Genomic DNA, 18,575 nt, shown 5'->3' on the forward strand with positions numbered 1-18,575 from the left:
GGGGAGGGGGGAGGAGGGAAAAAGAGGGAGGGGGGGGGGGGGGGGGGGGGGGGGGGGGGGGGGCGCCCCCCCCCCCCCCCCCCCCCCCCCCCCACCCCGTCGGTGTCTCCTCAGAGCCTGGCGCGCGTGGCCTCCAGCAGGCGCACGACCGACTCGTCGGCCACACCGCCCACCTCGTCGTACCCGAACCAGCGCAGGTCGAGGGACTCCTCGCTGATCTCCTGCACCGCGCCGGGCGGGGCCAGCACCGCGTACTGGACGTCGAAGTGCCAGTTGCAGGGCGCCGGGATCGGGTGCCGGTCCAGCCGCACCGGACCGCCGGGCAGCAGGGCGAGGCCCCGGATCCCGGACTCCTCCGTCGCCTCGCGCAGGGCCGCCGCCGCCAGCGTCGGGTCGCCCGGCTCGCAGTGGCCGCCCATCTGGAGCCACATCCGCAGCTTGCGGTGCAGCGTGAGCAGGACTCGGCCGGGCCCCGGGTCGATCACCAGGGCACTGGCCGTCACGTGGCCGGCGTCACACGCCTTCCACATGCCGTCCGGGTGGGCCGCCAGGTGGTCCAGGTACGACCGGCGCAGTTCCTCCTGGCCCTCGTACCCCTTCAGGACCAGGACCGCGTCGTCGTACAGGCTCACTCGGCGCCGTCGCCCTCGGTCTCGTCGTCGTCCTTCTTGCCGAGGTCCGGCTTGCCGTGGGCGCCGCCCGCCGCCTCGCCGAGCATCTTGTCCAGCTCGGAGAAGTCCAGCTGCTCGCGGTGCACGAAACCGTCCGGGTCGTCCAGGTCGGTCGCGGTCGGCAGCATGTCCGGGTGGGCCCACAGGCCGTCCCGGCCGTCGACGCCGCGCGCGTCCGTGAGCGAGGCCCACAGCCGGGAGGCGTCGCGCAGCCGGCGCGGACGCAGCTCCAGACCGATCAGCGTGGCGAACGTCTGCTCCGCCGGGCCGCCGGTCGCGCGCCGGCGGCGCAGCGTCTCGCGCAGCGCGTCGGCGGACCCCAGGCGCGGCTTCGCGGCCGCGTGCACCACCGCGTCCACCCAGCCCTCCACGAGCGCCAGAGCGGTCTCCAGACGGGCCAGGGCCGCCTTCTGCTCGGGCGTGTCCTCCGGCTGGAACATGCCCTGCTGGAGGGCGTCCTGCAACTGCTCGGGGTTCTGCGGGTCGAACTGGCCGACCACGTCCTCCAGCTTGGCCGTGTCGACCTTGATGCCGCGCGCGTAGCCGTCGACCGCGCCGAACAGGTGCGAGCGCAGCCACGGCACATGCGCGAACAGACGCTGGTGGGCGGCCTCGCGCAGGGCGAGGTAGAGCCGCACCTCCTCCTGCGGCACGCCCAGGTCCTTGCCGAACGCCTCCACGTTGGCCGGGAGCAGGGCGGCCTTGCGGGCCGGGCCCAGCGGCAGGCCGATGTCGGTGGAGCCGACGACCTCGCCCGCGAGCACGCCCACGGCCTGCCCGATCTGCGTGCCGAACATGGCGCCGCCCATCGAGCGCATCATGCCGATCAGCGGGCCCGCCATGGCCTGCATCTCCTCCGGCAGGACGTCGCCCATGGCCGCGCCGACCCGCTCGGCGACCGGGTCGACCAGCTCCTGCCAGGCGGGCAGGGTCGCCTCGACCCACTCCGCCCGGGACCAGGCCACCGCCGAGGCGGAACCCGACGGCAGGGACGTCGCGTCGTCCAGCCACAGGTCGGCCAGGCGGACGGCCTCCTCCACGGCCCGGCGCTCGGACGAACCGACGCTGGCGTCCTTCGTGCCGTTCGGCGCGCCCTGGGCGACCGTCTGGCGGGCGATCTGCTTGGCCATGTCCCAGTTCACCGGCCCGCCCTCGTACGAGAGCATCTGGCCGAGCTGCTGGAAGGCGGCGCCCAGGTCGCCGGGGTTCAGCGACCCGAACATGGCTGCGAGCGGGTTGTCGGCGCCGGGGCCGCCAAAGCCGCCGGCTCCGGGCAGGCCGCCGAAACCGAACGGATTCGCCGGTCCCTGCCCACCACCGCTCTGCTGGTCCTTCTTCTTGCCCTCGTCGCCGTCCTCCGGCTCCTCCGGCGGAAGGCCGAAACCGAATGGGGTGTCACTCACGGGATTCCTCGGCTGGTAAGGCCACCGGTTCCCCCGGTGGCGCGGCTGCCCGACAACACCACCCAGCGTAGACACCCGGACCCGATCGGGCCTCGGTGCTTCGCCTGCGGAAGGCCTGCGGCAGGATGGATGCACCTGGTACGTACGCGTCACTCGCGCGCGTACTGAAGACAACCGCTGGAGACGCCCGGTGAGTTCCCCAGATCCGCAGGTTCGCGCAGCGCGAAACCGTTCAACCCCTCCCGCCGTGCGCGGACCCGTCGTCGCGGTGACCGGTGCCGCCGGCGGGGTCGGCGCCCTGCTCACCGAGCGGCTCGCCGCCTGTGGGGAGATCAAGGAGGTCGTCGCCATCGACGAGCGGCGCGGCGAGTGCGCCGAGGCCCGGTGGCACATCCTCGACGTGCGCGATCCGGCCATCGCGGACAAGCTGCGCGGCACCGACGTGGTCGTCCACCTCGCCCTCGACCTCGATCTGGAGACCGACCCGGCGGCGCGTACGGCCTACAACGTCCGGGGGACCCAGACCGTGCTCACGGCCGCCGCGGCGGCCGGGGTGCGCCGGGTGGTGCTGTGCACCTCGGCGATGGTCTACGGCGCGCTGCCGGACAACGAACTTCCCCTCTCGGAGGACGCCGAGCTGCGCGCCACCGCCGAGGCGACCGGCGTCGGGGACCTGCTGGAGATCGAGCGGCTGGCGCGGCGCGCCCCGCGCGCGCATCCGGGGCTGAACGTCACCGTGGTCCGGCCGGCCGTCCTGGTCGGCGGCACCGACACCGCGCTGACCAGGTACTTCGAGTCGCCGCGGCTGCTGGTCGTGGCCGGGTCACGGCCCGCGTGGCAGTTCTGCCACGTCGAGGACCTGTGCAGCGCCCTGGAGTACGCCGTGCTGGAGAAGGCCGACGGGGAACTCGCCGTCGGCTGCGACGGCTGGCTGGAGCAGGAGGAGGTCGAGGAGCTGAGCGGGATCCGGCGCATGGAGCTGCCGTCGGCGGTCGCGCTCGGCGCGGCGGCCCGGCTGCACCGGATCGGGCTCACCCCGTCCCCGGCGGGCGACCTGGCCTACACGATGTACCCCTGGGTGGTCAGCGGCAGCCGGCTGCACGACGCCGGGTGGCGGCCGAAGTGGACCAACGAGGAGGTGCTGGCGGAGCTGCTGGAGGAGGTGTCCGGGCGGCGCACGGTCGCCGGGCGGCGCCTGGGACGCAAGGACGCCACGGCGGCGGGCGCGGCGGGCGCGACGGTGGCACTGCTGGGCGCGGCGGCCGTCGTACGGCGGGCCAGGAAGGCGCGGCGGCGCGTCTGACCTGCCCGGGCACGCCCCGGCGCCGGGCCTCTGTAGGAGCCTCCAAACCGCCCCGCGCCCGTGCTGTCGAAAGTCGTATTCCCCGATGTCCGGCCCGTGGGGCACGATGGGCCCATGGCACTCACGAACGACCACCCGGGTGAGCGGGCGGCTGAGCATCCCGTCAAGCTGATCGCCGTCCGGGAGACACCGCTCTCCGTGGACGAGGTCCTGCGCGCCGTCGAGGACGCGGCGGCCGGCGGCATCGCGCTGTTCGTGGGGACCGTGCGCAACCACGACGGCGGCGCCGACGTGGACGCCCTCGGCTACTCCTGCCACCCCAGCGCCGAGGCCGAGATGCGGCGGATCGCCGAGAAGGTCGTCGCCGACCACCCCGTGCGGGCGCTGGCCGCCGTCCACCGGGTGGGCGACCTGCGGGTCGGGGACCTCGCCGTGGTCGTCGCCGTGGCCTGCCCGCACCGCGCGGAGGCCTTCGACGCCTGCCGCAAGCTGATCGACGACCTCAAGCACGAGGTGCCCATCTGGAAGCACCAGAAGTTCTCCGACGGCACCGAGGAGTGGGTCGGCGCCTGCTGACGCCGGCGTCGTACGCGTGCCGCGCGCCGCCCCTCCGGTTGCGTAACCGGGACCCTCGCGTGAGCGTTGTCCGTGCGGATGGTTAATCTGCTGATCAGTCAGTTGCGGACGCTCATGGCGTAGGAGGTCGGCATGGGGGTGCTTGTCTGGCTGCTGATTCCGCTGATGGCCGCGGTCGGCGGCGGACTCTGGGGCAGTTGGGCCAACCGGACCCGCAAGGTGCGCGGCGACGGTCCCGAGCTGGACGGGTACGCCCGGTTCCGCGAGGCCATGGAGAAACCGCGCCCGGGCGCGCGCGGCGCGTGACCGGGGTGCCCTGACGGCGCACCGACAGGGGCGTCCCGTACTGTCGTGGCATGCCACGCCGCACCGTGACGATGCTCGCCTCGACCCTGATGCTGATCGCGCTCCTGTGCGCGGGAGTGCTCATCCCCGTGCCGTACGCGGAGATGTCCCCCGGCCCCACCGTGAACACGCTCGGGGAGCACGACGGCGAGCCGGTGCTGCAGATCTCCGGGCACAAGACCTACCCGGCCGACGGCCACCTGAACATGACCACCGTGCGGGTGACCGGCGCCGACTACCGGATGAACCTCGTCGAGGCCGTCTACGGCTGGCTGGCCCACGACAGCAAGATCGTCCCGCACGACACGCTGTACCCGGACGGCAAGACGGAGGAGCAGTCCAGCCAGGAGAACGCCGAGGAGTTCAGCCAGTCCCAGGAGAGCGCCAAGGTCGCCGCCCTGAAGGAGCTGCACATCCCGGTGAAGTCCTGGGTGATCGTCTCCACGGTCGTCAAGGGCTCCCCGGCCGAGGGCAGGCTGCACGCCGGCGACGTGATCAAGGCCGTGGACGGCACGGCGATCAGGCAGCCGGGCGACGTCGCCAAGCTGGTCACCAAGCACGAGCCCGGGCAGGACGTCGTCTTCACGATCGTCCCCGCCAAGGAGCAGGCCGCCGCGGAGAAGGCCCACCGGACGGCGACCGGCACGCGGGACATCACGATCACGACCCGCGCCTCCGACGACAGCGGCGCCAAGCGGGCCATCGTCGGCATCTCCGCCGGGACCGACCACACCTTCCCGTTCACCGTGGACATCAAGCTCGCCGATGTCGGCGGCCCCAGCGCCGGCCTGATGTTCGCGCTCGGCATCTACGACAAGCTCACCCCGGGCAGCCTCACCGGCGGCACGTTCGTCGCCGGCACCGGCACCATCGACGACAACGGCACGGTCGGCCCGATCGGCGGCATCGAGATGAAGACCGTCGGCGCGCGCGACAAGGGCGCCCGGTACTTCCTCACCCCCGCCGACAACTGCGCGGCGGCGGCCAAGGACACCCCGGACGGCCTCACCCTGGTCAAGGTGAAGACCATCGGCGACGCGCTCGACGCGCTCGCGGACATCCGCGGCGGGGACATCGCCGCCCTGCCGAAGTGCGCCGCCAAGGGCTGAGCGGGCCGGGACACGGCTGGGGGCGCCCCTCGCGGACGAGGGGCGCCCCCAGCGCCGTACCGCGGCGGGCCGGATCAGTCCGCGAACGTGGCCGCCAGCGCGTCCGCCAGGCCCGGCACCAGGTCGGGGCCGGTCAGGACCTCCGTCGGGGAGTCCTTCTCGCGCAGCCGCAGCGCCGACTCGCGGCTGCCGTCGCGCAGCACGGCCACCGTCATGCGGACCTCCTGGCGCTCGGGGTGCCGGGCGACCCACTCGGCCAGCCGGGCCTCGTCCAGGTCGGAGGGGACCTGGGTCTCGGCGGACGGCGGCAGCATCAGCCGCTCGACGGTGAGCGCGCAGCCGGCGACCGCGCCGGGCCAGGCGATGGTGGCGAGGAACTCGTCCAGCGGCTTGCCGGAGGGGACCTCGTCCTGCTCGATCGGGGTGAGACCGACGGTCTCGGACTCGTCCCCGAGGCCCAGCTGAGCCGCGAGCGAAGGTTCCTGAGCCCGCAGCCGTGCGGTGTCTACGAGGGCGAAAAGGCGAGCGGGCCGGTCCCAGCCGAGGCCGGAGACGTACTCGTCGATCTCGAGTACGGCCCGGGTGAGCGGGCTCGCTGCCATGGGAGTGTTGGACATGGTCACAATCCTGCCTCGTTCCCGGCCGGAATCGGGAACCGAGTAAACCGTGAGTAAGTTGCATAGGTGTGGGCCCGCGATCACGGGGGGCCACGGTGGGCCCGCGAACCCGAGGGCCTGACGGAACGACAGCGAACTTCGAGGGGCGCACCTTGGCTTTCCAGATGCCGGACCGCGGCGGAGGCCCGACGGGGCCACGGATCAGGGCAGGCCGCCCGTCCCGTAAGGTCCGGGCCCTGCTCGTGACCCTGGGTGTCCTCGCCGTCCTCGGCATGGTGTTCACCATGTTCGCGGGCTTCTGGACCGACTGGCTCTGGTACCGGTCGGTGCACTACTCGTCCGTGTTCACCACCACCCTGTCCACGAAGATCGGCCTGTTCTTCGTCTTCGGCCTGCTGATGGCGGCCGTGGTCGGCCTCAACATCTGGCTCGCGCACCGGCTGCGGCCCCCGCTCAGCGCCATGTCCATGGAGCAGCAGAGCCTGGACCGCTACCGCATGGCCATCGCGCCGTACAAGAGGTGGCTGCTGCTCGCCGTCACCTGCGTGGTCGGGCTGATCGCGGGCGCCTCGGCGGCGGGCCAGTGGCGGACCTGGCTGATGTGGGTGAACGGCGTGCCCTTCCACGAGAAGGACCCGCAGTTCCACCTCGACGTCGCCTTCTACGCCTTCGACCTGCCCTGGTACCGCTTCCTGCTGGGCTTCGGCTTCGCCGCCACCGTCCTGTGCCTGATCGCCGCCGCGCTCACCCACTACCTGTACGGCGGGCTGCGCATCACCAGCCCGGGCACGCGGGCCACCGCCGCCGCGACCGGCCACCTGTCGGTGCTGCTCGGCATCTTCGTCGCCCTCAAGGCGGTCGCCTACTGGCTCGACCGGTACGGCCTCGCGGTCAAGTCCAGCGACTTCAAGGCCACCGACAACTGGACCGGCCTGCGCTACGTCGACGCCAACGCCTACCTGCCGGCCAAGACCATCCTCTTCTGCATCGCCGTCATCTGCGCGCTGCTGTTCTTCGCCACGCTGTGGCGGCGCACCTGGCAGCTGCCCGTCATCGGCTTCGGCCTGATGGTGCTCTCGGCGATCCTGATCGGCGGCCTGTACCCGGCCATCGTGCAGAAGTTCCAGGTCCAGCCGAACGAGCAGGCGAAGGAGGCGCCGTACGTCCAGAAGAACCTGAAGGCCACGCGCGCGGCGTACGACATCGACGACACCAAGGTCACCGCGTACGACGGCGAGCCGACGACCTCGGACAAGTCGAAGCTGCGCGGCGACGCGAACGACGCGGCGAGCATCCGGATCATCGACCCGAACATCGTCTCGCCGACGTTCCAGCAGCGCCAGGAGATGAAGAACTACTACGGCTTCCCGACCAACCTGGACGTCGACCGGTACCCCGGCAAGGACGGCAAGGAACAGGACACGGTCATCGGGCTGCGCGAACTGGACCTGGCCGGCGTCCCGAAGCACAACTGGATCAACGACCACTTCCGCTACACGCACGGCTTCGGCGTCGTCGCCGCCAAGGGCACCGAGGCCAAGGGCGGCGAGCCGGTCTTCACCGAGTACGACCTGCCGTCCAAGGGCGACCTCGGCACCTACGAGCAGCGGATCTACTACGGCGAGAAGACCACCACCTACTCGATCGTCGGCGGCCCCCAGGAGGAGATCGACTACTCCGACAACGACGCCGAGAAGCCGACCAGGTACCGGGGCAACAGCGGCGTCAACCTCGACAACCCGCTCAACCGGGCCGCGTACGCGCTGACCTTCAACGAGCCGCAGATCCTGTACTCGGGTGCGATCGGCAAGGGTTCGCGGATCCTGTACAACCGCACGCCCAAGGAGCGCGTGGAGGCGGTCGCCCCTTGGCTGACCATCGACGGCGACGCCTACCCGGCGGTCGTGGGCGGGCGCATCCAGTGGATCGTCGACGCCTACACCACCACCAACGGCTACCCGTACTCCTCCCGCACGACCCTCGGCGACACGACGGCCGACTCGCTGACCGCGACGAACGACTCCCGCGCGGTGGTGGCCCAGCAGAACCAGGTCAACTACATCCGCAACTCGGTGAAGGCGACGGTCGACGCCTACACCGGTGAGGTGAAGCTGTACCAGTGGGACACCCACGACCCGGTGCTGAAGACCTGGATGAAGGCGTTCCCGGACACCGTGCGGCCGAAGAGCGCGATCTCCGACGACCTGATGGACCACCTGCGCTACCCGCAGGACCTGTTCAAGGTGCAGCGCGAGCTGCTCACCCGCTACCACGTGACGGACGCCGAGACGTATCTGACCGGCAGCGAGGTGTGGCAGGTGCCCGACGACCCGACCAACAAGTCGGGCAACGCGGTGCCGCCGTACTACCTGAGCATGAAGATGCCGGACCAGGACAAGCAGGCGTTCTCGCTGTCGACGACGTTCACGCCCAACGGGCGGGACAACCTGGCCGCGTTCATGTCCGTCGACGCGGAGGCCGGCACCAGCGACTACGGCAAGATCAGAATCCTGAAACTGCCGGCCCGGACGACGGTCGACGGGCCCAAGCAGGTGCAGAGCAAGTTCAACTCGAACGAGAAGATCGCCGCCTCGCTCAAGCTCCTCAGGGGCGGTGACTCCGACATCGAGTACGGCAACCTGCTGACCGTGCCGCTGCACGGCGGACTGCTCTACGTGGAGCCCGTCTACGTCCGCGGCGGCGGGCTCAAGCTGCCGCTGCTGCGCAAGGTCCTGGTCACCTACGGGAGCGAGACCGCGTTCGAGAACACGCTCGGCGAGGCGCTCGACAAGGTCTTCGGGACGAAGAGCCCGTCCACCAGGCCGCCGGAACCCGGGACCGGCAAGGCGCCCGGCACCGGCAACCCGACCGTCCGCAAGGCGCTCCAGGACGCCCAGAAGGCCTTCGACGCCGGACAGCAGGCACTGAAGGACGGGCCGGACTGGGACGCGTACGCCAAGGCGCAGAAGGAACTCCAGGACGCGCTGGAGCAGGCCGAGCGGGCCCAGTCGAAGGCCGGCGACAAGGCCGGCGGCGAGTCCGGCGGGAAGGCCGACGAGAAGGCCGGCGGGAAGAACGGCGGCGAGAACAAGAGTTGATCAATGCGCCTCCCGCGCCGTGGTACTGTTGACACGCAACGGCGCGGGGTGGAGCAGCTCGGTAGCTCGCTGGGCTCATAACCCAGAGGTCGCAGGTTCAAATCCTGTCCCCGCTACTGCATCGAAGGCCCGGATCCGGAAAAGGGATCCGGGCCTTCGTGGTGTGCGAACTCATGTGCCGGGGGGAGGTACGGCCGCGCCGCCGTGGGGAGTTGGGGGGTTTGTGTTTGACTTGTCTCTCTGTGGGCATGTCGACAAAACGCCGAAGTGACCTCACGGGCTGCTGCGGTATACCGGGTGTACCCAGGTTGCAGGTGGTGCGACGATGGACGTTATGGGGGAGAAGGCAACTCTGTTCGAGTCAGGGCGATTTGCGCAGTCTTCCGGTACGGAGTCGGCCCGCGACGAGCTGGCGGACATGGGGGAGGCCGCCGAGGAGACGCGTCTGGCGCTCGCCGCGCAGAGCGGTGACGCCGAGGCGGCCAGTGTCCTGGGAGCGATGCTGCTGCGCCGTGGCGACCCGGACGCGGCCGAACCCCACCTGCGCGCCGCCACCGCGGCCGGCGACCGGGCCGCCGCCAACAACCTGGGCGTCCTGCTGCACCAGCGCGGTTACCCCGAGGAGGCGGCCGGGTGGTGGCGGATCGCCGCCGTGGCCGGGTCCGCCGCCGCGGCCCACGCCCTCGGCCGCTACCACCGCGAGCGCGGGGACGAGCCGGCCGCCGAGTACTGGCTGCGCCAGTCCGCCGAGCAGGGCCACGTCCTCGGCGCCTACGCCCTCGCCGACCTGCTGGAGCACCGCGGCGACGCCGGCGCCGAACACTGGCTGCGCTCCGCCGCCGAACGCGGGCACCGCGAGGCCGCCTACCGGCTGGCCCGGTCGCTGGACCGGGCCGCCGGACAGGAGGAGGAGCGGCCCGGGGAGGAGAACGGCCCCGACCACGGTGCGGCGGAGGCCGAGCAGTGGTACCGGCAGGCCGCCGCGCGCGGGCACCGCAAGGCCGCGCTCCAGCTCGGGGCGATCCTGGAGCGGCGCGGGGAGCTGAAGGAGGCCGGGCGCTGGTACCTGACCTCCGCCAAGGACGGCGAGCCGCGGGCCGCCTGCGCCCTCGGCTTCCTGCTGCGGGACGCCGGCGACACCGAGAGCGCCGCCGTGTGGTGGCTGCGCGCCGCCCAGGAGGGCGACGGCAACGCGGCCAACGCGCTGGGCGCCCTGCACGCCGAGCGCGGCGAGACCCAGACCGCCGAGCGCTGGTACCGGGCCGCGCTGACCGCCGGTGACGACAACGGCGCCTACAACCTCGGGCTGCTCTGCGCCGAGCAGGGCCGTACCGCACAGGCCGAGCAGTGGTACCGGCGGGCCGCCTACGCCGGGCACCGGGAGGCCGCCAACGCGCTGGCCATCCTGCTGCTCCAGGGCGGGGACACGACCGGGGCCGAGCCGTGGTTCTCCAAGGCCGCCGAGGCCGGGAGCGTGGACGCCGCGTTCAACCTCGGCATCCTCTACGCCGGCCGGGGCGAGGAGCGGATGGCCCTGCGCTGGTACGAGCGGGCCGCCGCCGCCGGGCACGCCGAGGCCGCGCTGCAGGTCGGGATCGCCCGGCTGCGCGAGGGCGACGAGCAGGAGGCCGAGCGGCACCTGCGCTGCGCCGCGGGGGGCGGCAGCGCGGAGGGCGCATACCGGCTGGCCACCCTGCTCGACGCGCGCCGGCCGCCGGAGCCCGCGCACGAGCTGGGGGAGATCGTGCACGAGAAGACCGAGTGCGAGGAGTGGTACGAGCGCGCCGCCACCCAGGGGCACCGGCGGGCGCAGGTGCGGGTCGGGATGCTGGCCGCCGCCCGCGGGGACGTCGTGCAGGCGGCGCGGTGGTACCGCAGGGCGGCCGAGGCCGGCTCCCGCAACGGCGCCTTCAACCTCGGGCTGCTGCTCGCCCGCGAGGGCAGCGAGCCGGAGGCGGCGGTGTGGTGGGCCCGGGCCGCCGACGCCGGGCACGGGCGGGCGGCGCTGCGGCTGGCCCTGGTCTACGCGCGTCGCGGCGAGCTGGCGGAGGGGCAGCGCTGGGCCGACCGGGCGGTGGAGCTGGGTCCGGCGGAGGTGGCCGAGCGGGCGGGCCGGCTGCGCGACGCGCTGCGGGAGGAACTGTCGGCGTGACCCCGGCCACTCGCCGGACAAGGGATTTGCATCCCGGCGCAGGAGTCACGTAGTGTCTTGTTCATCGACGCGGGGTGGAGCAGCTCGGTAGCTCGCTGGGCTCATAACCCAGAGGTCGCAGGTTCAAATCCTGTCCCCGCTACTGAAGGCAGAGGGCCGGAATCCAGGAATGGATTCCGGCCCTCGGTCGTTCCCGCCTCTGGACCCGGGCAGCGGGCCGCGGGGAAGTCCGGGCAGCAAAAAAGGGGGCTTTCGCCCCCTTGTGCCGCGTGTCACGCGGATGCCGCTCGGGTCACGCGCCCGAGCAGTCCGGGCACAGCCCCCGGTACGTCACCTCGACGTCCGACACCGTGAAGCCGAAGCGCTCGGTGTCGGGGAGGTCGGCGAGGGGGTTGCCGTTCGGGTGGACGTCGCGGATCGCGCCGCAGCGGGCGCACACCAGGTGGTGGTGCGGCCGGTGCGCGTTCGGGTCGTACCGCTTGGCGCGCTTGTCCGTCGCGACCTCCAGCACCTCACCGAGCGAGACCAACTCGCCCAGGGTGTTGTAGACGGTCGCCCGGGAGATCTCGGGCAGCTTCGCGACGGCCCGCGCGTGCACCTCGTCGGCGGTCAGATGGACGTGCTCGCCGTTCAGGACCTCGGCCACCACGCGCCGCTGCGCGGTCATCCGCCATCCGCGTCCACGCAGCCGTTCCAGAAGGTCGCTCATGGCCACCAGCCTAACAGGAGGGGACCCCAGGACGGGAATAGGTGTGACTTTGGATCATTGCTTGACTTAGACAAAGTCCATTGTAGGATCGAGCTTGGCTTTGGCCACAGGACAGGACTAGTCAGTGATGACGCAGGAGGCGCACGTGACGCAGGGACCGCTCACCACGGAGGCCGGGGCTCCGGTCGCCGACAACCAGAACAGCGAGACGGCGGGCGTCGGCGGGCCGGTCCTCGTCCAGGACCAGCTGCTCCTGGAGAAGCTGGCCCACTTCAACCGGGAGCGCATCCCGGAGCGGGTCGTGCACGCGCGCGGCGCCGGTGCGTACGGCACCTTCACGGTGACCGCGGACGTGACCCCGTACACGCGGGCCGCCTTCCTCTCCGAGGTCGGCAAGGAGACCGAGGTCTTCCTGCGGTTCTCGACCGTGGCCGGCAACCTCGGCGCGGCGGACGCCGTCCGTGACCCGCGCGGCTTCGCGCTGAAGTTCTACACCGAGGAGGGCAACTACGACCTCGTCGGCAACAACACCCCGGTGTTCTTCATCCGGGACGCGATCAAGTTCCCGGACTTCATCCACACCCAGAAGCGCGACCCGTACACCGGCAGCCAGGAAGCCGACAACGTGTGGGACTTCTGGTCGCTGTCGCCGGAGTCCACGCACCAGGTGACCTGGCTGTTCGGCGACCGCGGCATCCCGGCGTCGTACCGGCACATGGACGGCTTCGGCTCGCACACCTTCCAGTGGAACAACGAGGCCGGCGAGGTCTTCTGGGTCAAGTACCACTTCAAGACCGACCAGGGGATCAAGAACCTCACCGCCGAGGAGGCCGAGGTCCTCGCGGGCAAGGACCCCGACTCCCACCAGCGCGACCTGCGCGAGGCGATCGAGCGCGGCGAGTTCCCGAGCTGGACCGTGGGCGTCCAGATCATGCCGGCGGCGGACGCGGCGGCCTACCGCTTCAACCCGTTCGACCTGACCAAGGTGTGGCCGCACGCGGACTACCCGGTCATCGAGATCGGCAAGCTGGAGCTGAACCGCAACCCGCGGAACATCTTCGCCGAGGTCGAGCAGTCGATCTTCTCCCCGGCGCACTTCGTGCCCGGCATCGGCCCCTCGCCCGACAAGATGCTCCAGGGCCGGCTGTTCGCCTACGGCGACGCGCACCGCTACCGCGTCGGCATCAACGCCGACCACCTGCCGGTCAACCGCCCGCACGCCACCGAGGCGCACACCCACTCCCGGGACGGCTTCCTCTACGACGGCCGGCACGGCGGGGAGAAGAACTACGAGCCGAACAGCTTCGGCGGTCCGCAGCAGACCGGCCGTCCGCTGTGGCAGCCGGTCGACGGCCTCGCCGGTGGCACCGGCAACCACCCGACGCCGGTCCACGCCGAGGACAACGACTTCGTCCAGGCGGGCAACCTCTACCGGCTGATGACGGAGGAGGAGAAGGAGCGCCTGGTCGCCAACCTGGCCGGCTTCATCTCCAAGGTCACGCGCCAGGACATCGTCGAGCGCGCGATCGGGAACTTCCGCAACGCCGACGCCGACTTCGGCAAGCGGCTGGAGGCCGCGGTGCAGGCGCTGCGCGGCTGAGCCGGCCGCCCTCGCGGCTGGGCGGGCCGGACCCATGGTGCTCTGGGTCCGGCCCGTTCGTGCGTTCAGGCCGCGGAAACGGGCGCCCGGGCCGGGGCCCAGCGGCGCACGATGTCGCGGACCGAGACGATCCCGGCCACCTCGCCGCGGTCGAGCACGACCAGGTGCCGGAAGCCGCCGTGCGCCATGGCGCGGGCCGCCTCCTCCAGGGTCCAGGTGGGGGCGGCGAAGACGACGTCGGTGGTGGTGTGGGCGTGCAGGGGTTCGGCGTCCGGGTTCTGGCCCAGGCCGACGGAGACGAGGATGTCGCGTTCGGTGAGGATGCCGATGCCGCCGGCGTCCGGGTCGAGGACCACGGCGGCGCCCACCCGGCGGGCCGACATCAGGGTGGCTGCCTGACGGAGGGTGTGGGCGGGGCCGAGGGTGAGGATCACCGTGCTCATGGCGTCACGGACGAGCATGAAGGGGCCACCTCCTGGGAATCCCGCGCAACCTCGGGATTCACTTGTTCACAAGTGGGGTGGGCCCAGGGTGGCAGGCAAAGGGAGGGTCAACAAGGGGGCGCGCGCCGCTTGTCGGCGGCGCGCGGGGGGCATGCCGGCGCTCTAGCGGCGCGGGTTGAGATACCCCAGCATCTCCTCGTGCAGCAGGCCGTTGGAGGCCGCCGCGTTGCCGCCGTGCGGGCCCGGACGGCCGTCGAGGCCGGTGAAGGTGCCGCCCGCCTCGGTGACGATGATCGCGTTGGCGGCCATGTCCCAGAGGGACAGCTCCGGTTCGGCGCAGATGTCCACGGAGCCCTCCGCGACCATCATGTACGGCCAGAAATCGCCGTACGCGCGCGTGCGCCACACCTGGCGGGTGAGGTCCAGGAAGCCGTCCAGGCGGCCCTGCTCCTCCCAGCCGGAGAGCGAGGAGTACGCGAAGGAGGCGTCCGCGAGCCCGGCGACGCGGGAGACGCGGAGGGGGAGGCCGGAGGCGAGATCGCGGCCGGCGAAGGCGCCGTGGCCCTTCGCCGCCCACCAGCGGCGGCCGAGCGCGGGGGCGGAGACGACCCCGACGACCGGCTGGTAGCCGTCCTCGTCCTCCTCCATCAGGGCGATGAGGGTGGCCCACACCGGGACGCCGCGGACGTAGTTCTTGGTGCCGTCGATCGGGTCGACGACCCAGCGGCGGGGGCCGGTGCCCTCGACGCCGTACTCCTCGCCGAGGACGGCGTCCCCGGGGCGGGCGCGCTGGAGGTGGCCGCGGATCAGTTCTTCCGCCGCCTTGTCCGCCTCGCTCACCGGGGTCATGTCCGGCTTGGTCTCCACCTTCAGGTCGAGGGCCTGGAAGCGGGCCGTGGTGGCGGCGTCGGCCGCGTCCGCGAGGGCGTGGGCGAGGCGCAGGTCGTCGAGGTAGTCGGGCATGCGACGAACGGTAGCCGCCGGGACCGGTACGGGGCCACAGGGGGCCTTGCGGCGCGGGCCCGGCCGCGCCGGTCCGGTCCCGTCCGGGGCCCGTGGACCGGCGGGCACCACCTCTCGTACGCCCTCGCACGCCCCCGTGCCCCCCGCGGACCCTTGACAGTGCATACAACCCCGTCAAATCTGGGCGCTACGTCGCTGTGGCCCAGGGAGGCGCGGATGCCTGCTGCCCGGGAATCGTTGTTGGACGCCGCCTACACGGCGCTGGCGCGCCGGCCGTGGTCCGCGGTGCGGATGGTCGACGTGGCCGCGCGGGCCGGAGTGTCCCGGCAGACCCTGTACAACGAGTTCGGCAGCAAGGACGGCCTCGCACGGGCGCTGGTGCGGCGGGAGGCCGACGGCTACCTCGCCGGGGTCGAGCGGGCCCTCGCCGGTTCCGCCGAGCCCTGCGCGCGGCTCACCGCCGCCGCCGAGTGGACGGCCGCCGCCGCCCGGGACAACGTGCTGGTGCGGGCCCTGCTCACCGGCTGCTGGACCGAGCGGCTGCCGAGCCCGCCGCTCACCGCCGCGCACTCCACCGCCACGATGCCGGCCCAGCGCCGGGCCGACGGGCCGCTGCCCGCGCCCCGCGACTTCGTGCGGATCGTCCGGGACCGCATGGCGACCGTGCTGGCCGCGCCCGGCGCCGCCCCCGCCGACCTGCTGCTCCGCTGCGAGCTGGTCGTCCGCCTCGCCCTGTCCTGTGTGGCGGCACCGCCCGGCGACGGCGCGATCGCGGAACTGGTCCGGGCGGTCCTCCCGCGCCACCCGGTCCGGCCGGCGCGGCCCGCGTCCTAGTGCGCGGAGCCCGACAGCTGGAGTCCGATCACCCCGACGATGACCAGGCTGATGGAGACGATCTTCAGGGTGGACACCAGGTCGCCGAGGAAGACCATGCCGTAGATCGCGGTGCCCGCCGCGCCGATCCCGGTCCACACCGCGTAGGCGGGGCCGACGTCCAGTTTGCGCAGGGACAGGGTCAGCAGACCGAAGCTGCCCAGGGCGAACGACGCGAACGCGATCGTCGGCCACAGGCGGGTGAAGCCGTGCGAGAGTTTCAGGCACACGGCGAAACCGGTCTCCAGAATCCCGGCCACTATGACCAGCAGCCACGCCATGTGCGGTCCTCCCACTCGGATCCGGATCTCCGGCTCGGTGTGATTATGCACTCACCGGACTGGTGCTCGGGCAAACAACGCTGGACTCAGTCGCCTTCCCGGCGTTCGCGCGTGGACAACAGCCGGCGCAGCGAGTACAGCCGCGCCGGGTCGGCGTGCCCGTCCGCCACCCACGCGTCCAGCGCGCAGTCCGGCTCGTCGTGCCCGCACGCGCGCGGGCAGCCCGCGGTGCCCGGCTCCAGGTCCGGGAAGGCGTGGATCACCCGGGACGGGTCGATGTGGGCGAGCCCGAAGGAACGGACGCCCGGGGTGTCGACCACCCAGCCGTCGTCGCCCGCCAGCGGCAGCGCGAGCGCGGACGTGGTGGTGTGCCGGCCCCGGCCCGTCACCGCGTTGACCAGTCCCGTCGTCCGCCGGCGCTCCCGCGGCACCAGCGCGTTGACCAGGGTCGTCTTGCCGACGCCCGAGTGGCCCACGAACGCGGTGATCTTGCCGCCGAGATGGGCGCGCACCCGGTCCGCCGCGTCGCCGTTCTCCAGCTCCTCCCGGCTGGTGACGACGTACGGGATGTCCAGCGCGCCGTACAGCTCCAGCAGCTTGTCCGGCGGGGCGAGGTCCGACTTGGTCATCACCAGCAGCGGCTCCAGGCCGCCGTCGAAGGCCGCGACCAGACAGCGGTCGATGAGGCGGGGGCGGGGCTCGGGGTCGGCCAGGGCGGTGACGATGGCCAACTGGTCGGCGTTGGCGACGACCACCCGCTCGTAGGGATCGTCGTCGTCGGCCGTGCGCCGCAGCACCGAGGACCGCTCCTCGATGCGGACGATCCGGGCGAGGGTGTCCTTCTTGCCGGACAGATCGCCGACCAGGGCCACCCGGTCGCCCACGACGGCGGCCTTGCGGCCCAGCTCGCGGGCCTTCATCGCCAGCACGGGCCGGTCGTCCACCAGGCAGGTCAGCCGGCCCCGGTCGACCGTGAGGACCATGCCCTCGGCCGCGTCCTCGTGCTTGGGACGGATGTTCGTGCGCGGCCGGTTGCCCTTGCGGTTGGGGCGGCTGCGGATGTCGTCCTCGTCGGTGTGCTTGCCGTAGCGGCGCATGGCGTACGTCCCTACTGCCCGAGCATCCCGGTCCACAGCTCGGGGAAGTCCGGCAGGGTCTTCGCCGTCGTCGCCACGTTCTCGATCCGCACGCCCGGCACGGCCAGGCCGATGATCGCGCCGGCGGTCGCCATGCGGTGGTCCTCGTAGGTGTGGAAGGTCCCGCCGTGCAGCGGGCGCGGGCGGATGCGCAGGCCGTCGGCGGTCTCCGTGACGTCGCCGCCCAGCTCGTTGATCTCCTTGGTGAGCGCGGCCAGCCGGTCCGTCTCGTGCAGCCGCAGGTGGGCCACGCCCCGCAGGGTGGACGGCGAGTCGGCGAGCGCGGCCACCGCCGCCACGCCCGGGGTCAGCTCGCCCACGTCACCGAGGTCCACGTCGATGCCGTGGACCGCCCCGGAACCGGTGAACACCAGCCCGTACTCGGTGAGCTCGCAGGAGCCGCCCATCTCGGTGAAGATCTCCCGCAGCCGGTCACCCGGCTGGGTGGTGCGGGCCGGCCAGTCCGGGATCAGCACCTTGCCGCCGGTCACCAGGGCCGCCGCCAGGAACGGCTGCGCGTTGGACAGGTCCGGCTCGACGGTCAGGTCCCGGCCGAGCAGCGCGCCCGGCGTCACCCGCCACACGTTCGGCTCGCCGCCCGACTCCGGGGTGTCCACCTGGGCGCCGACCGCGCGCAGCATGTCCACCGTCATCCGGATGTGCGGCATCGAGGGCAGGGTCGCGCCGGTGTGGCGGACCTCCACGCCCTGGTTGAAGCGCGGGCCGGACAGCAGCAGCGCCGAGACGAACTGGGACGAGGAGGAGGCGTCGACCGACACCGGGCCGCCGTCCAGGGCCCCGCCGCCGTGCACGGTCAGCGGCAGCGCGCCCCGGCCGTCGTCGTCGATCCGCGCGCCGAGCCCGCGCAGCGCGTCGATCACACCGTGCAGCGGACGCTCGTGGGAGCGGGGGTCCCCGTCGAACCGGATCGGCCCGTCGGCCAGCGCGGCCACCGGCGGCAGGAACCGCATCACCGTGCCGGCGTTGCCGACGTCCACCGTGGCCGGGCCGCGCAGGCCCGTGGGCAGCACCCGCCAGGCCTCGCCGGTGCCGTCGGGACCCACCCCCTCCTCGATCTCCACGCCCATGGCCCGCAGCGCGCCGGCCATCAGCAGCGTGTCCCGGGACCGCAGCGGGCGGCGCAGCCAGCCCGGCTCGGAGGCCAGCGCGGCCAGGACCAGGGCGCGGTTGGTGACCGACTTGGACCCCGGCACGTGGACCGTCGCGTCGACGGCTCCGCTCGCGTGCGGGGCGGGCCAGAGGGCGGTGGAGGAGCTGTTCGGGGCCATGGGGCCA

General features: G+C 72.5%; 17 protein-coding genes and 2 tRNA genes. 10 read left to right on the top strand and 9 right to left on the bottom strand.

What is annotated here, in order from left to right; genetic code table 11:
• Nucleotides 1-110: 110 nt before the first annotated feature.
• Both ACZ63H_RS06835 and ACZ63H_RS06840 read right to left on the bottom strand, forming a co-directional pair.
• A complete protein-coding gene (locus tag ACZ63H_RS06835; protein WP_469862780.1) occupies nt 111-632 on the bottom strand; it encodes an NUDIX hydrolase in 522 nt (173 codons plus the stop codon).
• Nucleotides 629-2,074, bottom strand: a complete 1,446-nt coding sequence (locus ACZ63H_RS06840) for a zinc-dependent metalloprotease (protein WP_469862781.1) — start codon at nt 2,072-2,074, stop codon at nt 629-631. Before ACZ63H_RS06840 ends, ACZ63H_RS06835 begins: the two co-directional genes overlap by 4 nt.
• Before the next feature lie 190 nt (nt 2,075-2,264).
• Between ACZ63H_RS06840 and ACZ63H_RS06845 the strand changes: the two genes are divergently transcribed.
• The 4 genes from ACZ63H_RS06845 (at nt 2,265) to ACZ63H_RS06860 (ending at nt 5,407) form a co-directional block, all read left to right on the top strand.
• Complete coding sequence (locus ACZ63H_RS06845) at nt 2,265-3,377, top strand: SDR family oxidoreductase (protein WP_469862782.1); 1,113 nt, start codon at nt 2,265-2,267, stop codon at nt 3,375-3,377.
• Between the two features lie 114 nt (nt 3,378-3,491).
• Nucleotides 3,492-3,953 carry a molybdenum cofactor biosynthesis protein MoaE gene (locus tag ACZ63H_RS06850; RefSeq protein WP_469862783.1) on the top strand — a complete coding sequence of 154 codons (462 nt, stop codon included), beginning with the start codon at nt 3,492-3,494 and terminating at the stop codon, nt 3,951-3,953.
• A 132-nt stretch (nt 3,954-4,085) separates the two neighbouring features.
• The gene (locus ACZ63H_RS06855) at nt 4,086-4,259 is read left to right on the top strand and encodes a hypothetical protein (RefSeq protein WP_318201492.1); all 174 of its coding nucleotides are present in this window, start codon (nt 4,086-4,088) and stop codon (nt 4,257-4,259) included.
• Nucleotides 4,260-4,309: 50 nt separating this feature from the next.
• Entirely contained in the window at nt 4,310-5,407 is a 1,098-nt protein-coding gene (locus ACZ63H_RS06860) for a YlbL family protein (RefSeq protein WP_469862784.1), read from the top strand.
• Between the two features lie 74 nt (nt 5,408-5,481).
• Here the strand turns inward: ACZ63H_RS06860 and ACZ63H_RS06865 are convergent, their stop codons facing one another.
• Nucleotides 5,482-6,024, bottom strand: a complete 543-nt coding sequence (locus ACZ63H_RS06865) for a PPA1309 family protein (RefSeq protein ID WP_467933641.1) — start codon at nt 6,022-6,024, stop codon at nt 5,482-5,484.
• A gap of 164 nt (nt 6,025-6,188) precedes the next feature.
• Here ACZ63H_RS06865 and ACZ63H_RS06870 point away from each other — a divergent pair, with 164 nt between their 5' ends.
• From ACZ63H_RS06870 to ACZ63H_RS06885, 4 genes are all read left to right on the top strand, one after another.
• Nucleotides 6,189-9,122, top strand: coding sequence for a UPF0182 family membrane protein (locus tag ACZ63H_RS06870; RefSeq protein ID WP_469862922.1), 2,934 nt, complete (start codon nt 6,189-6,191; stop codon nt 9,120-9,122).
• Between the two features lie 42 nt (nt 9,123-9,164).
• Nucleotides 9,165-9,238 (top strand) — tRNA-Met (locus tag ACZ63H_RS06875).
• 209 nt (nt 9,239-9,447) lie between these two features.
• On the top strand, nt 9,448-11,274 hold the full coding sequence (locus ACZ63H_RS06880; protein WP_469862785.1) for a sel1 repeat family protein: 1,827 nt from the start codon (nt 9,448-9,450) through the stop codon (nt 11,272-11,274).
• 68 nt (nt 11,275-11,342) lie between these two features.
• Nucleotides 11,343-11,416, top strand: a tRNA-Met gene (locus ACZ63H_RS06885).
• Between the two features lie 150 nt (nt 11,417-11,566).
• Here the strand turns inward: ACZ63H_RS06885 and ACZ63H_RS06890 are convergent.
• Nucleotides 11,567-11,983 carry a Fur family transcriptional regulator gene (locus ACZ63H_RS06890; protein ID WP_469862786.1) on the bottom strand — a complete coding sequence of 139 codons (417 nt, stop codon included), beginning with the start codon at nt 11,981-11,983 and terminating at the stop codon, nt 11,567-11,569.
• 145 nt (nt 11,984-12,128) lie between these two features.
• Here ACZ63H_RS06890 and ACZ63H_RS06895 point away from each other — a divergent pair, with 145 nt between their 5' ends.
• On the top strand, nt 12,129-13,583 hold the full coding sequence (locus ACZ63H_RS06895; RefSeq protein WP_469862787.1) for a catalase: 1,455 nt from the start codon (nt 12,129-12,131) through the stop codon (nt 13,581-13,583).
• 65 nt (nt 13,584-13,648) lie between these two features.
• Here ACZ63H_RS06895 and ACZ63H_RS06900 read toward each other — a convergent pair whose 3' ends face one another.
• Both ACZ63H_RS06900 and hisN read right to left on the bottom strand, forming a co-directional pair.
• Entirely contained in the window at nt 13,649-14,044 is a 396-nt protein-coding gene (locus tag ACZ63H_RS06900) for a CBS domain-containing protein (RefSeq protein ID WP_469862788.1), read from the bottom strand.
• 144 nt (nt 14,045-14,188) lie between these two features.
• Nucleotides 14,189-14,989, bottom strand: coding sequence for a histidinol-phosphatase (gene hisN / locus ACZ63H_RS06905; protein ID WP_469862789.1), 801 nt, complete (start codon nt 14,987-14,989; stop codon nt 14,189-14,191).
• 216 nt (nt 14,990-15,205) lie between these two features.
• Between hisN and ACZ63H_RS06910 the strand changes: the two genes are divergently transcribed.
• Nucleotides 15,206-15,823: a TetR/AcrR family transcriptional regulator gene (locus tag ACZ63H_RS06910; protein ID WP_469862790.1), complete on the top strand. Its 618-nt coding sequence runs from the start codon at nt 15,206-15,208 to the stop codon at nt 15,821-15,823.
• Here the strand turns inward: ACZ63H_RS06910 and ACZ63H_RS06915 are convergent.
• From ACZ63H_RS06915 to aroA, 3 genes are all read right to left on the bottom strand, one after another.
• A complete protein-coding gene (locus tag ACZ63H_RS06915) occupies nt 15,820-16,143 on the bottom strand; it encodes a DMT family transporter (RefSeq protein WP_014674883.1) in 324 nt (107 codons plus the stop codon). The two genes, ACZ63H_RS06910 and ACZ63H_RS06915, sit on opposite strands and share 4 nt — an antisense overlap.
• An 86-nt stretch (nt 16,144-16,229) precedes the next feature.
• A complete protein-coding gene (gene rsgA, locus ACZ63H_RS06920) occupies nt 16,230-17,240 on the bottom strand; it encodes a ribosome small subunit-dependent GTPase A (protein ID WP_469862791.1) in 1,011 nt (336 codons plus the stop codon).
• Between the two features lie 11 nt (nt 17,241-17,251).
• Entirely contained in the window at nt 17,252-18,568 is a 1,317-nt protein-coding gene (gene aroA / locus ACZ63H_RS06925) for a 3-phosphoshikimate 1-carboxyvinyltransferase (RefSeq protein WP_469862792.1), read from the bottom strand.
• Between the last annotated feature and the right edge of the window lie 7 nt (nt 18,569-18,575).

The sequence above is a fragment of the Streptomyces sp. NPDC104831 genome (assembly GCF_055583025.1).